Source organism: Arthrobacter sp. Ms25 (assembly GCF_059090365.1).
This window is the reverse complement of the sequence record NZ_JBNHFP010000002.1, coordinates 620,431-634,297: the sequence shown is the minus strand read 5'-3', so window position 1 is coordinate 634,297 and position 13,867 is coordinate 620,431. Positions and strand designations below refer to the sequence as shown.

Annotated in this window: 13 protein-coding genes and 2 tRNA genes; 1 reads left to right on the top strand and 14 read right to left on the bottom strand. The window is 64.6% G+C overall.

Going from position 1 to position 13,867, the window contains the following annotated elements:
- Positions 1–10 precede the first annotated feature (10 nt).
- From AC5RT8_RS07435 to rpsB, 6 genes are all read right to left on the bottom strand, one after another.
- Positions 11–589, bottom strand: coding sequence for a DivIVA domain-containing protein (locus AC5RT8_RS07435; RefSeq protein ID WP_494095065.1), 579 nt, complete (start codon positions 587–589; stop codon positions 11–13).
- Between the two features lie 184 nt (positions 590–773).
- Positions 774–1,643 (bottom strand): phosphatidate cytidylyltransferase, encoded by an 870-nt coding sequence (locus AC5RT8_RS07430; protein WP_494095064.1) that lies wholly within the window; start codon positions 1,641–1,643, stop codon positions 774–776.
- A gap of 80 nt (positions 1,644–1,723) precedes the next feature.
- Positions 1,724–2,281 (bottom strand): ribosome recycling factor, encoded by a 558-nt coding sequence (frr, locus tag AC5RT8_RS07425; RefSeq protein ID WP_227904371.1) that lies wholly within the window; start codon positions 2,279–2,281, stop codon positions 1,724–1,726.
- A gap of 185 nt (positions 2,282–2,466) precedes the next feature.
- Positions 2,467–3,198, bottom strand: a complete 732-nt coding sequence (gene pyrH / locus AC5RT8_RS07420; protein WP_494095063.1) for a UMP kinase — start codon at positions 3,196–3,198, stop codon at positions 2,467–2,469.
- A 142-nt stretch (positions 3,199–3,340) separates the two neighbouring features.
- A complete protein-coding gene (gene tsf, locus AC5RT8_RS07415) occupies positions 3,341–4,180 on the bottom strand; it encodes a translation elongation factor Ts (protein WP_494095062.1) in 840 nt (279 codons plus the stop codon).
- Positions 4,181–4,309: 129 nt separating this feature from the next.
- Entirely contained in the window at positions 4,310–5,179 is an 870-nt protein-coding gene (rpsB, locus tag AC5RT8_RS07410; RefSeq protein WP_494095061.1) for a 30S ribosomal protein S2, read from the bottom strand.
- Between the two features lie 446 nt (positions 5,180–5,625).
- Here rpsB and AC5RT8_RS07405 point away from each other — a divergent pair, with 446 nt between their 5' ends.
- Positions 5,626–6,216 carry a M23 family metallopeptidase gene (locus tag AC5RT8_RS07405; RefSeq protein ID WP_494095060.1) on the top strand — a complete coding sequence of 197 codons (591 nt, stop codon included), beginning with the start codon at positions 5,626–5,628 and terminating at the stop codon, positions 6,214–6,216.
- Positions 6,217–6,304: 88 nt separating this feature from the next.
- Here the strand turns inward: AC5RT8_RS07405 and AC5RT8_RS07400 are convergent, their stop codons facing one another.
- The 8 genes from AC5RT8_RS07400 to AC5RT8_RS07365 form a co-directional block, all read right to left on the bottom strand.
- Complete coding sequence (locus AC5RT8_RS07400) at positions 6,305–7,489, bottom strand: acyl-CoA dehydrogenase family protein (protein ID WP_494095059.1); 1,185 nt, start codon at positions 7,487–7,489, stop codon at positions 6,305–6,307.
- Positions 7,490–7,703: 214 nt separating this feature from the next.
- A tRNA-Ile gene (locus AC5RT8_RS07395) sits at positions 7,704–7,777 on the bottom strand.
- A gap of 53 nt (positions 7,778–7,830) precedes the next feature.
- Positions 7,831–9,030 carry a glycosyltransferase gene (locus AC5RT8_RS07390; protein WP_494095058.1) on the bottom strand — a complete coding sequence of 400 codons (1,200 nt, stop codon included), beginning with the start codon at positions 9,028–9,030 and terminating at the stop codon, positions 7,831–7,833.
- Positions 9,027–9,959: a DMT family transporter gene (locus tag AC5RT8_RS07385; protein WP_494095057.1), complete on the bottom strand. Its 933-nt coding sequence runs from the start codon at positions 9,957–9,959 to the stop codon at positions 9,027–9,029. Before AC5RT8_RS07385 ends, AC5RT8_RS07390 begins: the two co-directional genes overlap by 4 nt.
- Before the next feature lie 48 nt (positions 9,960–10,007).
- Positions 10,008–10,649 (bottom strand): CDP-alcohol phosphatidyltransferase family protein, encoded by a 642-nt coding sequence (locus AC5RT8_RS07380; protein ID WP_494095056.1) that lies wholly within the window; start codon positions 10,647–10,649, stop codon positions 10,008–10,010.
- A gap of 36 nt (positions 10,650–10,685) precedes the next feature.
- Positions 10,686–11,465 (bottom strand): phage holin family protein, encoded by a 780-nt coding sequence (locus AC5RT8_RS07375; protein WP_494095055.1) that lies wholly within the window; start codon positions 11,463–11,465, stop codon positions 10,686–10,688.
- Positions 11,466–11,566: 101 nt separating this feature from the next.
- Entirely contained in the window at positions 11,567–13,003 is a 1,437-nt protein-coding gene (locus AC5RT8_RS07370) for a sugar porter family MFS transporter (protein ID WP_494095054.1), read from the bottom strand.
- Between the two features lie 350 nt (positions 13,004–13,353).
- A tRNA-Asn gene (locus tag AC5RT8_RS07365) sits at positions 13,354–13,426 on the bottom strand.
- Positions 13,427–13,867: the final 441 nt, after the last annotated feature.

The following is a 13,867-nucleotide window of genomic DNA, read 5'->3' as shown; positions in this document are numbered from 1 at the left end:
CCGGGGCTGGTTAGTCGATGGATGCCATCAGTTCGACCACCCGGTCCAGGAAGGCGTCCACCTGGCTCTCCTCGTACCCCTGCGCTCCCTTGGCCTCGCGGAAGACGGCCCGGCGCACTACGTCGACGCTGAGCGGGCGGTCGTGTTCAAAGTAGCCGAGGAGTTCGTTGCACAGTGCATCGACGTCCTCGACGTTGTAGCTGGTGACCCGCTTCTTCCCGGGGCGGCGGAACCTCTCCCCCGGTTTCCGGTGCAGGCGTGCCCGCAGGACGGCGGACATCCGTCCGATCTGCAGGAGCCATGCCTCTTCGCCGCGGTCCGCGATCAGGTGGTCGCGTTCCCGCTGGGCAAAGACGTCCTCCAGGCGGTCGAGGGCGGCGTCCACCGCCTGCGGTTCGTAGCCGCCCTTTGCCGGATCAAACGCCATGGACCGGACGTCTGCGCTGGTAACCGGATGGGCCGACGTGGAATCCGAGTTGTAGTAGTCCCGGGCCTTGGTCAGGAACTCATCGACCTGGCGGATGTTGTAGCCGTAGTCCCGTCGTCCCACGCGTTCGAAAGGGGCACTGGCCTGCCGCGCATCGTCCATGAATAAATTGTTCCTCTGTGGTCATTTCCTTGCGGAACTGATGCCGCCGGAACCCGCTGTTCTTCCGGGGCCCGGAACCGGCATCGTCTGAAAACTCTGAAACATCCTACGATGCCGGCGGCCGGGGTTCCTGTTCCGGCGCACCGGCCGTTGCCGGACCGTTACCCTTCCGCTCCCGGCCCCGCTACGAAGCGCTGGTGAGCAGCACCGAAAGCAGGAACACCACCGGGGAGGCGAAGACGACCGAGTCCAGCCGGTCCATCACGCCGCCGTGTCCCGGCAGGAGGTTGGACATGTCCTTGACGCCCAGCTCCCGCTTGACCATGGATTCGGAGAAGTCGCCGGCGGTCGCTGCAGCCACCGTCGCCACGGCCAGCACCACGCCGAACCACCAGGGCTGGTCCAGGAACAGGACCGCCGCGCCGACGCCGACGATTGCCGCGCCTGCGGCGGAACCCGCAAATCCCTCCCAGGACTTTTTCGGGCTGATCTTCGGTGCCATCGGATGCTTGCCGAAGAAGGCACCCACCAGATAGCCGAAGGTGTCATTGGAGACCACGAGCAGGAGCAGCACGGCCACGCGCACCTGTCCGTCGGGTTCCCGCAGCAGCAACAGGGCAAAGCTCAGCAGGAAGGGCACCCACAGCACGACGAAGATGCCGGCCAGGATGCTCTGGATCGCTTCGGCGGCCGTGTCGATGCTCCGCCAGAGCAGGATCGCCACAGCTGTTGCGACCGTCGCGAACGCCAGCGCCTCCGTGCCGCCGAAGAACGCCGCGAACGGCAGCCCTACGGATCCGACGAGTACGGGCACCTGCGGCACTTTCATGCCGCGCACTTCAAGGGCGCGGTTGACTTCCCAGACGCCGACGGCGGCGAAACCCACCGCGATGATCACGATGGCGAAGGGGAAGAAGAGCAGACCGATGAGCAGCGATCCCAGCAGGATCACGCCAACGGCGATGGCAGCAGGCAGGTTCCGTCCGGCGCGTGAGACCTTTGCAGGCTTCGCGGCGCTGCGGCCCCGGACCTTGCCGGGTTCAGCTGCGCTCATGTCCTTAGCCTTCGCTGCTGCCGGAACGGTCTCGACGGACGGTGATCCGCCAGCCTGGGTGGGAGGCTGGGCGTCACTCATCAGACCTCGAGAAGCTCGGCTTCCTTGCGCTTGAGGAGTTCGTCGATGGAATCCGTGTGCGCCTTGGTCAGGGCATCGAGGTCCTTTTCCGCGCGGGCGCCGTCGTCCTCGCCCACCTCGCTGTCCTTGACCAGGCGGTCGATTCCGTCCTTTGCCTTGCGGCGGATATTACGGACCGAAACCTTCGCGTCCTCGGCCTTGCCGCGGACGATCTTGACGTATTCCTTGCGGCGGTCCTGCGTCAGTTCCGGCATGATGACCCGGATGACCTTACCGTCGTTGGACGGGTTTGCGCCTACCTCGGAGTCGCTGAGGGCCCGCTCGATGGCGCGCAGTGCAGTGACGTCATAGGGGGTGATGAGCAGCGTGCGGGCGTCGGGGGTGGCGAAGGACGCCAACTGCTGCAGCTGCGTGGGGGAACCGTAGTAGTCCACCAGTACCCGGCTGAACAACGCCGGGTTGGCACGCCCAGTGCGGACGGAGGAGAAGTCCTCCTTAGCAACTTCCACCGCCTTGTCCATCTTGTCGGCGGCCTCTTTCAAGGTGTCTTCGATCACGGTCTCTCCTCATAAAACAGTGTCCACACAACGCTGCCGCTGTGTGGCCGGACTCTAATATCATCCTAAGCCCAAAGGGTGCGGGTTCCCTGCACCGGGCGGCACCGGATACAGGGAACCCTTCGGGCACTCGGGAGCGGTGGTTCCGCTCCCCGTTCCATCACCCGCAAGGGCGTGCTGGAAGCCTAGTTCGAAACGATCGTGCCGATCTTCTCGCCGCGGATGGCGCGGGTGACGTTGCCTTCACCCTCCATGCCGAACACCACCATGTTCAGGTCATTGTCCTTGCACATGGTCATGGCGGTCTGGTCCATGACACGGATGTCCTGGCGCAGGGCGTCGTCGTAGGTCAGGGTTTCCAGCCGCACCGCGGTGGCGTCCTTATTCGGATCCGCGGTGTAGACCCCGTCCACGCCGCTCTTGGCCATCAGCACCTCGTCGGCGTGCACCTCGAGGGCACGCTGAGCGGCGACCGTGTCGGTCGAGAAGTAGGGCAGGCCGGCGCCGGCCCCGAAGATCACCACGCGGCCCTTTTCCAGGTGCCGGATGGCGCGCCGCGGGATGTACGCCTCGGCCACCTGTCCCATGGTGATGGCGCTCTGGACGCGGGTCTCGACGCCGGCCTGCTCCAGGAAGTCCTGCAGCGCGAGGCAGTTCATCACCGTGCCGAGCATTCCCATGTAGTCCGCGCGGGAACGGTCCATGCCGCTGGTGGAGAGTTCCGCGCCGCGGAAAAAGTTTCCGCCGCCGACGACGATGGCCACCTCCACCTCGCCGACCGTTGCTGCGATCTGCTTGGCAACCGCTCGCACCGTGTCGGGGTCCACGCCGAGCTTGCCGCCGCCGAACACCTCGCCCGAGAGTTTCAGCAGGACGCGCCGGCGCGGCGATTCGGTTTCTTTAAGTACGTGGGACATTGTGCCTCCCGGGCATAGGTGCTGGTGCTGCTCTTAAGACTAGTGAGCTGTTCTGGACAGGCAAAAGGGGTGGTCACCCGTGGTGACCACCCCCTCTGTCATGATGACGTTGTTACGTCGAAACCGTGTGCTGCCTAATTGATCAGGCGCCTACACGGAAGCGGGCGAAGCCGACCGGTGCGACGCCGGCTTCTTCGAGAACCTTACCCACGGTCTTCTTGGCATCCTTGGCGAACGGCTGGTCCAGCAGGACGATTTCCTTGAAGAAACCGGTCAGGCGGCCTTCCACGATCTTCGTCAGGGCGCCTTCGGGCTTGCCTTCGGCGCGGGCCGTCTCGTCAGCGATGCGGCGTTCGTTCTCGACCGTCTCTGCCGGGACTTCCTCGCGGGTCAGGTAGGTCGGAGCGTAGGCAGCGGTGTGCACGGCAACGTCGTGGGCGGCAGTGGCGGCTTCTGCGCCTTCGCCGTCAACGGCGAAGAGCACGCCGACCTGTGCCGGAAGATCCTTGGACGTCTTGTGCAGGTACGCGTCGACGGTCTTGCCTTCGATGCGTGCCACGCGGCGGACGACGACCTTCTCGCCCAGGATGGCGCCTTCTTCGACAACAACCTCGGACAGCGGCTTGCCGTCGACGTTGTAGGCGAGGAGCGCGTCGGCGTCCGCAGCGGCGGACTCAACGGCAGCGGCAAGGACCTTGTCGGCCAGTTCAATGAACTTGGCGGACTTGGCAACAAAGTCGGTCTCGCAGTTGAGTTCGATCATCACGCCGACGGTGCCGTCGATGACCTTGGCAGCAACCAGGCCCTCGGCGGTGGAACGGCCTTCACGCTTGGTAGCGCCCTTCAGGCCCTTGATGCGGATGAGCTCCATGGCCTTGTCGGCATCGCCGTTGGCCTCGTCCAGAGCCTTCTTTACATCCATCATGCCTGCGCCGGTGCGCTCGCGCAGTGCCTTGATATCAGCAGCAGTGTAGTTCGCCATTTGGACTCAAGTCCTCCCGTAATAAGTATTGGTGCGGTTCTGCCAGTGCGGCTGGCCGGAAAACCGGCCAGCCGCACCACAACCTAAGGTCCGGGTGAGAATTCGCCCGGACCTCAGGAAATACGTTCTTTACTTCTCGTTTACGTCAGCAGCCGGAGCGTCGATGATCGCATCGACGCCGGTTGCCTCAGCGGCGGGAGCCTCTGCGGCGGCGTCTGCAGCCGGGGTCTGCGCAGCACCCTCGAGGAGTTCACGCTCCCACTCGGCCAGCGGCTCGGCCGGAGCTTCCGTGTTGCCTGCAGCCTTGTTGTTGCGGGCGATCAGGCCCTCGGCAACGGCGTCGGCAATGACGCGGGTCAGCAGGTTGACGGAGCGGATGGCGTCGTCGTTGCCCGGGATCGGGAAGTCGACGTCGTCCGGATCGCAGTTGCTGTCCAGGATGGCAACAACGGGAATGTTCAGCTTCTTGGCCTCGTCAATGGCGAGGTGTTCCTTGGGGGTGTCAACAACCCAGAGCACGGACGGTGCCTTGGTCAGGTTGCGGATACCGCCGAGGTTGTTCTGCAGCTTGGTCAGTTCACGCTTGAGGAGCAGGAGCTCCTTCTTGGTGTGGCCGGAGGAAGCGACGTCCTCGAAGTTGATCTCTTCGAGTTCCTTCATGCGCTGGATACGCTTGGCAACAGTCTGGAAGTTGGTGAGCATGCCACCGAGCCAGCGCTGGTTGACGTACGGCTGGCCAACACGGGTGGCCTGCTCGGCGATGGCTTCCTGGGCCTGCTTCTTGGTACCGACGAACAGTACGGTGCCGCCGTGGGCGACGGTAGCCTTGACGAACTCGTAGGCACGGTCGATGTAGGACAGCGACTGCTGCAGGTCGATGATGTAGATGCCGTTGCGCTCGGTGAAGATGAAGCGCTTCATCTTCGGGTTCCAGCGGCGGGTCTGGTGACCAAAGTGGACGCCGCTGTCGAGCAGCTGGCGCATGGTAACGACGGGCATGTCGTCACTCCTTCCGGCAGCATCCGTGCGCACGGCGCACTTCTCCTACTGCCTATTGACGGTTTTAGCTGTACGCCCGGGCGGGCGGAGCTCCTGGCGTCCATCAGCCGTTGCTCCTGGACGGAGCTCCGGCATGCTTCCCCTGCCAGCGTTGCCGGACCGTTGGAGAGGCACCCCCTGTGACGGGGATAATTGGGACACGCGTAGTCAGCTTCCGTACCGATGGAGCCGGACCGTTAAGGCCGGACCCGGGACCGGACCGGGACAGAGCGTCCGGGCAGGTCCCATGGCACAGCAAGCTGCTCCGTCAAGTGTACTACAGCGCCGGACTCCTGCTGTCCCGCTTCTCCCCCACCGCCCCTCCCCAGCCGGCCCTGCGTTCCGGACGGTCCACAGGCGGTACGGCGCGCCGGGTTCGGGTGTCCGTACGGGCGGATGGTTGCAGCATGAAACGAATCCGTACGGTGTTGGTGCTTGCGGCCGTGCTGGCGGCGGACATCCCGGTTCCTTCGGCAGCAGCCGACCCGTTTCCGCCGGCAGTTCGGGCTTACTCTCCGCCCTGGGTCTGGCCGCTGGATCCGGCGCCGTCCCTCGTCCGCGGTTTCGAGCCCCCGGCGCAGCGGTGGCTGGCGGGGCACCGGGGCGTAGACCTCGCGGCGTCCGCCGGTGCCGGGCTAAGGGCTCCTGCCGAAGGGCGCGTTGTATTTGCCGGCCGGGTAGTGGACAGGGAGGTCCTGACCATTGACCACGGCGGAGGACTGAAGAGCAGTTTCGAACCGGTGGAGGCCTCCGTACAGGTGGGTGCGGTCGTGGCCAAGGGCGCGGTGGTGGGATCGGTTGGGCCCGAAGCGCAATCACACTGCAGCACGGGATGCCTGCACTGGGGTGTGCGCCTGCACGGGGTGTACAAGGACCCGCTGGGCTATGTATCCGACCGCAGGCCTTCGGTGCTTCTCCCCCTGTCGGGCCCGGACCTTCCGGCACGCCACCGGCCGGCGCCAACAACCCTCTTCCGTCCCGGATCCGGCAGGGGGTGAACCATGCGCCAGTTAAACCATCCGGCCGGATCCTCGGGCAGGATCCGGCCGGGATAGGTCGTCATTGGCCCCGGAGGGCATCGCAGGATTAGACGAACGCGGCAACTCCGGTGATGGCGCGGCCGGTGACGAGGGTATTGATCTCGTAGGTGCCCTCATAGGAGTAGATGGCTTCGGCATCGGCGAAGATCTTGGCCATGCCGTAGTCGGTCACGATGCCGTTTCCGCCCAGGATGCTGCGGCCCAGGGCCACCGATTCGCGCATGCGTGCGGTGGTGAATGCCTTGGCCAGCGCGGACTGCTCGTCCTTGGCCTGCCCCAGGTCCTCAAGCTGCGCCAGACGGACCATCATGCCCAGGGAGCTGACCGTGTTGCCCAGAATCTTCACGAGCTGCTCCTGCACCAACTGGAAGGATGCCAGGGGCTTGCCGAACTGCTTACGCTCCACGGCGTACTTCCGCGCGACATCGAAGGCTGCCATCTGCTGGCCCACGGCCTGCCAGGCCACTGCGAGGCGGGTAACCTTCAGGACCTTGTTGGTATCGCGGAAGCTGTTGGCGCCCTTGAGATGGAAGTCGTCGCTGACCACCACATTGTCCAGGACGATGTCGGCATTCTGGACCGTGCGCAGCGCAATCTTGTTTTCGATCTTGGTGGCCGAGTACCCCGGCGTCTTGGTATCCACCAGGAAACCCTTGACCTGGTTGTCCTCGAGATCGCGCGCGTAAATGACCACCCAGTCGGAGAAGGTCGCGTTGCCGATCCAACGCTTTTCGCCGTTGAGGATCCAGTTCTCCCCTTCGCGGCGGGCGGTGGTCCGGGTGCCGCCGGCGACGTCGGAACCGCCGAGCGGCTCGGTCAGGCCGAAGGCGCCAATCTTCTTCATGGCGTAGATGTCCGGCAGCCAGGCGGCCTTCTGCTCCTCGGAGGCCAGGGCCTCGATGGAACCGGTGAAGAGGCCGTCGTGGACACCCATGAAGGTCGCGAACGACGTATCCGCACGCGTCATTTCCGCGTGGCAGAGACCGGCGAAGAGGTTGGAGTAACCCTGCCGGTAGACCGGGCTCATGACGTCCAGCTCGGCGATCTTGGGAATCATGTGGTGCGGGAATTCACCGGCGTTCCACCAGTCTGCTGCGTGCGGCTTGACCTCGGCGTTGAGCCACGCACGGATTTCGTGCAGGCGGTCGCGCTCCTTCTCAGTGAGCAGGTCCTCGAATGCGTAGAAGTCGCCGTCCGGGTACGGAAGGTTGTCGACGTCGATAATTCCCATGGAAAATGTCCTTCGCTGCTGATCATCGGTGATCCACTGGTGCCCGTCCGGGAACCGGCAGAGCCAATGTTACCCACCAGTAACAACGATCACAATGCGCGGTGGAAATTGCTGTCGCCTGCACTGCGGGGAGGGCTCTCCGGCTCCGGTCCGGGGGCAAAAGAAAACACCCCGGTCCGAAGACCGGGGTGTTGCCGATGTCGCGCACGCATTGTAGGGCTGGTGGGGCTTGAACCCACGACCCACGGATTATGAGTCCGCTGCTCTGACCAGCTGAGCTACAGCCCCCTTGCCGAAAGGCATCGATGCCATCCTAGTGGGTCCGGGGACCGGACAACCAATCAGGCTGCGGGCACCGGTTTTCCGGGATCCCCGCGGTAGAGGTCTTCGAAGGTGGACAGCGTGGCTTCCAGGCTGTGCCGGTCCACCATCTCGCGGCTGATCCGGCCCATCTTCTGCCGCTCGTCATTGGGGAGTTCGAGGATTTCCGCAATGCGGCCGGCCAACTCCTCGCTGTCGCCCGGAGTAAAGAGGTAGCCGTTGCGCCCCTTCTCCACGAGGTGCGGCAGGGCCATGGCATCGGCAAGCAGGACCGGCTTGGACGCCGACATTGCTTCCAGCGTCACCAGGGACTGCAGCTCCGCCGTTCCCGGCATGCAGAACAGATCGGCCTTTAGGTAGGCTTCGCGCAGTTCCTCGTCGGAGACGAGTCCCCGGAAGACCACCCTGTCCTGCAGGCCCAGCCGCTGGACCTGGGCTTCCAGCGCGGTGCGGACTTCCCCTCCGCCGACAATCTCGGCCCGCACACCCAGGTGCGCCGGGGTTTTGGCGACGGCGTCGATCAGGACGTCCACGTGCTTCTCTTCCGCCAGCCGGCCGACGAACAGGACCGTGGGGCCTTCGTGCGGGGTAATCTGCTCGCCGGGATGCAGCTCATACACCGACGCGTCGATGCCGTTGGACAGCGCCATCACGTCATGCAGGAAGGCATGGCGGTACATGGCCTCGGCGGCCAGCGGCGTGGGCGTGGTGACAACCTGCGCCTGGCCCATCACCTTGCCCATGTCCTTCCAGGAGTTGGTCGCCACGATGCGCTTGAACCACTTGGGGAACGGCAGGAACGGATCCAGGTTCGCCGGCATGAAGTGGTTGGTCGCGATGACGCGGATGCCGCGCTTGCGGGCCTCGTAGAGGGTGTACTCCCCCACCATGTAATGGCACTGGATATGCACGACGTCGGGCTGCACCCGGTCGAAAAGCAGTGCAATTTCCTTCTTGATCTCCCAGGGCAGGCAGATCCGCCAGTATTCGTGGGTAGGCACTCCGTGGGAACGCAGCCGGTGCACCGGCCATTCGCCCTCGAGGTCGCTGCGGCTGCCGCCGTTGATGTCATTCGGGGCCAGGACATGGACGTCGTGCCCGCGTCCGTGCATTCCCCGGGCCAATCGGTAACCGAACTGAGCGGCCCCGTTCAGGTGGGGAGGGTAGGTGTCACAGGCAATGAGGATTGTCAGCGGTTTGTCTACCGGTGCGTCGGTCACGTGGTTGGTCCTGCTTTCGGAGTCTTTGAGGCCGGCTTCTGCCGCCGCCGCGCCTCATTGCGACGCTGGATAACGTCGGGGTGGTATCTGGACAGGGCGATGACCCCAACAATAGCAATCAGGGCTGCCACTGACATGGCCACGGCCGCCACTGCCGGCACGTCCGGCCGGAGCTCGTGCAGCACTCCAATGCCAATGGCAATGCCGACCATGGGGTCGATAACGGTCAATCCGGCAATCACCAGGTCCGGCGGGCCGCTGGAATAGGCGTTCTGCACGAACCAGGAACCCAGCGCGCCGGCGGCGGCAATCGCCACGACGGTGTACCAGGGCACATTCAGCAGGAACCGGCCGTTGGGATTGAGCAGGTCACCGGCGATCACCTTGGTGAGGACCGCAACAAACCCGAACAGGATGCCGGCTCCCAGGATGTGGGCAATAGCACCTAAGCGCTTGCCAAAAACCAGGTTCAACCCGCCGAAGAAGACCACGACGACGGCGAGGATGAGGACAATTGTCACCTCCTGCCGCGGCTCCACCACCTGCCCGGACCTCGTGACCAGGATGGCCAGGGAAACGAACAGCATGCTGCCGGCGACGCAGGCAGTGATAGCCGCTACGGTGATCCGGTTCATGTGCAGGCCCTGGTCCCGTGAGTTCACCACAGTGGTAATCACCAGCGCAATGGAACCGATCGGCTGCACTACCGTCAGGGGCGCCATGGACAGTGCTGCCACGTTCAGCGCCATACCGGTGCCTAGCAGCAGGAGGCCAAGGAGCCATCGCGGATTGCGCAGCAGGCGGCTGATTTGGGAGGAGTTCAGTCCCAGCCCGCCCGTGTCCGCCTTGACGGCGCTTCCCTGGCGTTGGGCACCAAAGGCTAGGAAGAAGGCGCTGGCCAGGGCGCAGGCAACCGCAATGCCTACCATTGGCGGTGCCCGGGCCGGGATGTCTGGCACCGGCGGCCGGATGCCGTCCTAGGGTGCATGGCCGGTTCCGGTTCCGGCCGGGACGTGTCCGCGCTGGTGCAGGTATTTTCGCCATGCGGCCACCAGGTATCCGACGGCGGCGGCAACGTGGCCGATGCAGCCCAGTGCCAGGATGACGGAACCGGCGGAGGAGAGCCACTGGAAGTCGACGCTGTCTACCCGGCCCAGCAGCAGCAGGGGTGCACCCAGCAGGAGCAGCGCGGTCCGGATTTTCCCCAGCAAGCTCACCGGCAGGTCCGGGTTGCCGTGGAAAAGCAGCAGCGAATTGACGATCAGGACGGCATCCGGGATGGCAATACTGAGGATCAGCCATGCCGGGGCGATGCCGTCCAGCACGAAGGTTGTCGCCACGATGATCAGGGCGAGCCGGTCCGCGACCGGGTCCAGCCACTGGCCGGTGACGGAAACCTGGTTCAACCGGCGGGCCAGATAGCCGTCAATCCAGTCGGTGCACCCCACCGCGACCAGCGTGAGGAAGGCACTTCCGTAACGGTCCTGGCTGATGAACAGCACGAAGAGGGGGATGCCGAGAAAACGAAGGACCGTGACCAGATTCGGCAGGGTCCAGAAGCGGTCCAATACGGTAAGTTCCGTATCGGGACGTGCTCCGGCACCGGTAAATCTGATCACGGTCCGTTCCCCTCGTCAAAGATGTACGAGTACAGCTTACTTTCGCGCGAGCCGGCGGAACATGATGAGCAGCGCCAGCAGCGAGGCAGCCAGGACCGACAGCGGCTGCCACCGTTCCTTGATCAGGGCCAGCACGTCATCGGCGGTCGAGGGACCGCCGGAGGCGTCCTGCGTGCCGCGGCCGGCTGCTGCGCGGCGGGATTTCAGTTCCTGGATGCGGGCCTTGACGTCAACCTTCTCACCCAGTCCGTCGCGGACGGCGGCGAGGTGCTCACGGCGCTGGCGGGCGCGGGTACGCAGTTCCTCGGGTGTGGGCTGCTTCGGACCTTCGGGCTTGTCGGCCTTGTCCGCCTTCTTTTCCTTCGGCTCTTTGGGCTTGTCCAGGGTGGCCGGGTCGAAGCGGCGGCCTTCCTTCAGCACACCGAGGTCGTAGCGCACCCCGCGGATGGCTTCTTCCGGCAGCAGCGGCAGGGCCTTCTTGAAGCGGCTGTAGCCAACGAATCCGGCGATAGCTGCGATCACCAGGAACAAGGCAGCCACCAGCAGAGCAGCCAGCCAGGCCGGCATGATCAGCGAAAGGGCCATGATGGCGGCGACGAGCAGCGAGATTGCCAAAGCGGCAACCATCAGCAGCGCCACCACCATGAAGGCCGCGGCGATGCCGGCTTTGATGCCCTTTTGCTTCATTTCGGCGGTGGCGAGGGCGAACTCGTCATTCAGCTGGCGCGGCGTCAGGCGGGCCATGACCTTCGCCAGCCCCACCAGCGACGAGCTCCCCGCCGTTCGCTGTGTCCGAGTGCTAGCGGAGCGGTTCATGCGCCCAGCCTCCGTCCCCTGTTCAGTATTCACCGTTGCCATAACCCCAAATTACCATTCCCCTCAGTATTATCACTTTGCCCTTGCGCCCCAGCCGGCCCTTAGGTTGTTTCGAGGCCCTCACGGTCCTCCAGCTCGCGGCCGGACAACTCGGGAAGCTTGGTCTTGACGAACCAGAAGGACAGGACCGCAAAGGCGGTGAAGATGGCGTACATGATCCAGACCCCGAAGTTATCGCTGACCCACGGGAAGGCAAGGGTAACGATGAAATTGAAGATCCAGTTGACCATGGCGCCCAGCCCCAGGGCCAGGGACCGGATGTTGTTCGGGAAGACCTCGCCCAGCGTGACCCACATGACCGGACCCCAGGTGGCGGCGAAGAAGACGACGAAGAGGTTTGCGCCCACCAGGGCCACCGGACCCCAGATGCCGGGCAGGGATACCTCACCGTTTACGTCCACGGCCTGGAAGAAGGACACCGTTGCCGCCAGCAGGCCTACGAACATGCCCGCGGAGCCGATCATGAGCAGCCTGCGGCGGCCGATGCGGTCCACGAAAGCAATGGCCACCAGGGTCATGACCACGTTGACCACCGAGGTGATGACCGACGTCGTGAAGGAATCGCTCTCGCTGAAGCCCACGGATTTCCACAGGGTGGTGGAGTAGTAGAAGATCGCGTTGATGCCGACCAGCTGCTGGAATGCGGCGATGGCCATACCCACCCAGAGAATGGGCTGGAGTCCAAAGCGGGGGCCGCGCAGGTCGCGGAAGGTCGGCTGCGGGCTCTTGAAGCTGTCGCGGATATCGGCGATCTTGCGGTCCGAATCCGTCACGCCGGAAATGGTGGTGAGGACCTTTGCTGCTTCCGCATCCCGGTTCTTGCGGACCAGATACTGCGGGGATTCTGGGATGGTGAGCGCCAGGATGCCGTAGACGATCGCTGGCACGACACCGACCAGAAGCATCCAGCGCCAGGCCGGCAGCCCCCACCAGAGTTCGCCGAGCGCGCTGCCGGCGCTGTTGGCCAGGAAGGCGTCCGAGAGCAGGGCGGCAAAAATACCGAGCGTGATCGCGAGCTGCTGGACGGAACCGAGCGCACCGCGCCATTTGGCGGGCGCCACTTCGGCGATATAGCCCGGTGCGATGACCGACGCGGTTCCAATGGCCAGGCCGCCGATCAGCCGCCAGAGCATGAGGTCCCATTCGGAGAAGGCCAGCGCGGATCCCACGGAGTTGGCTGCGAACAGTACCGCGGCACCCACCATCACCAATTTCCGCCCCAGCTTGTCTGCCAGCTGGCCGGCGAACCAGGCGCCGGCAGCACAGCCCAGCAGCGTGATGGCCACCGTGAAGCCCAGGACACCCGGGCTGAGGGTGAATTCCTCGCCGATGGCATCCACGGCGCCGTTGATGACGGCGGTATCAAAACCGAAGAGCAGGCCGCCCACCGCTGCGGCAACGGTGACACCGATCACCCTGCCGGGGTGGGCCACCCGTTCGGATCCGCCGTTGTAGGGTCCTGGCTGAGTCGCGCCCATCGACCGTTCCTCGTTTTCTGTTGAGCTAGCTGCGTACATGTGACTGGTGTCAAAACACTTAAGCCTACGCATAACAGTAAGCACGCTTGCTGCTGCACGGTAGGCCGGAGTGCGGCTTCAGCAACAGATCGGCGGGCAACGATCCGGGCCGGCCGGAGGTCTTTGTCCCGGAATTCGGGCCGAACCGCGGGCAGTTCTCCGATTCGGCGGATAGCACCAAGGTCCGTCAGGGCCCGGGCCGGTGTCATTCACCTCACAGGTTTCCGGCCTCGCATGGAGCAGGGCAGGTCGAGCAGGGCATGAAAAAAGGGCCTGCGACCCGGGAAACCCGGGCGCAGACCCTTTGCTTGCTCCCCCGACTGGACTCGAACCAGTAACCCTTCGATTAACAGTCGAATGCTCTGCCAATTGAGCTACGGGGGAAAGCGGCGTCCTCAACTATACAGGAAGTTCGGAGTGCTGCCGAACCGGCCCGCCGCGATACCCCCGGCCGAAGGCCCTCCCCCGCGGCGCCGGCATCCTGTGAGACTGTTGCGCATGACCAAACCGGTCCGCAAGGTCGTCTGTTACGCCGTGCAGCAGGAGCACCTGCTTGTCTTCACCCATAAGGCAATCCCGATGGAAATCACCGGCGTACAGGTTCCCGCCGGAACCATCCGACCGGGTGAGGATCCCGCCGGCCGGCAGCCTCTCCGCCCGCTGGGAGGCAGGAGAGCCCGATCCGCAGGGAGGCGGCAGCCCTGTTTCCTGGACCTGCTGGTGGATGCCGCTTGCGCAGGCGCATGTCCTGGCGTGCGGACTGGGTGCCATGCTTGGCGCCTTGGTGGCCGGTGAACCACCCGTTCGGGAAGCACAAAAAAATCC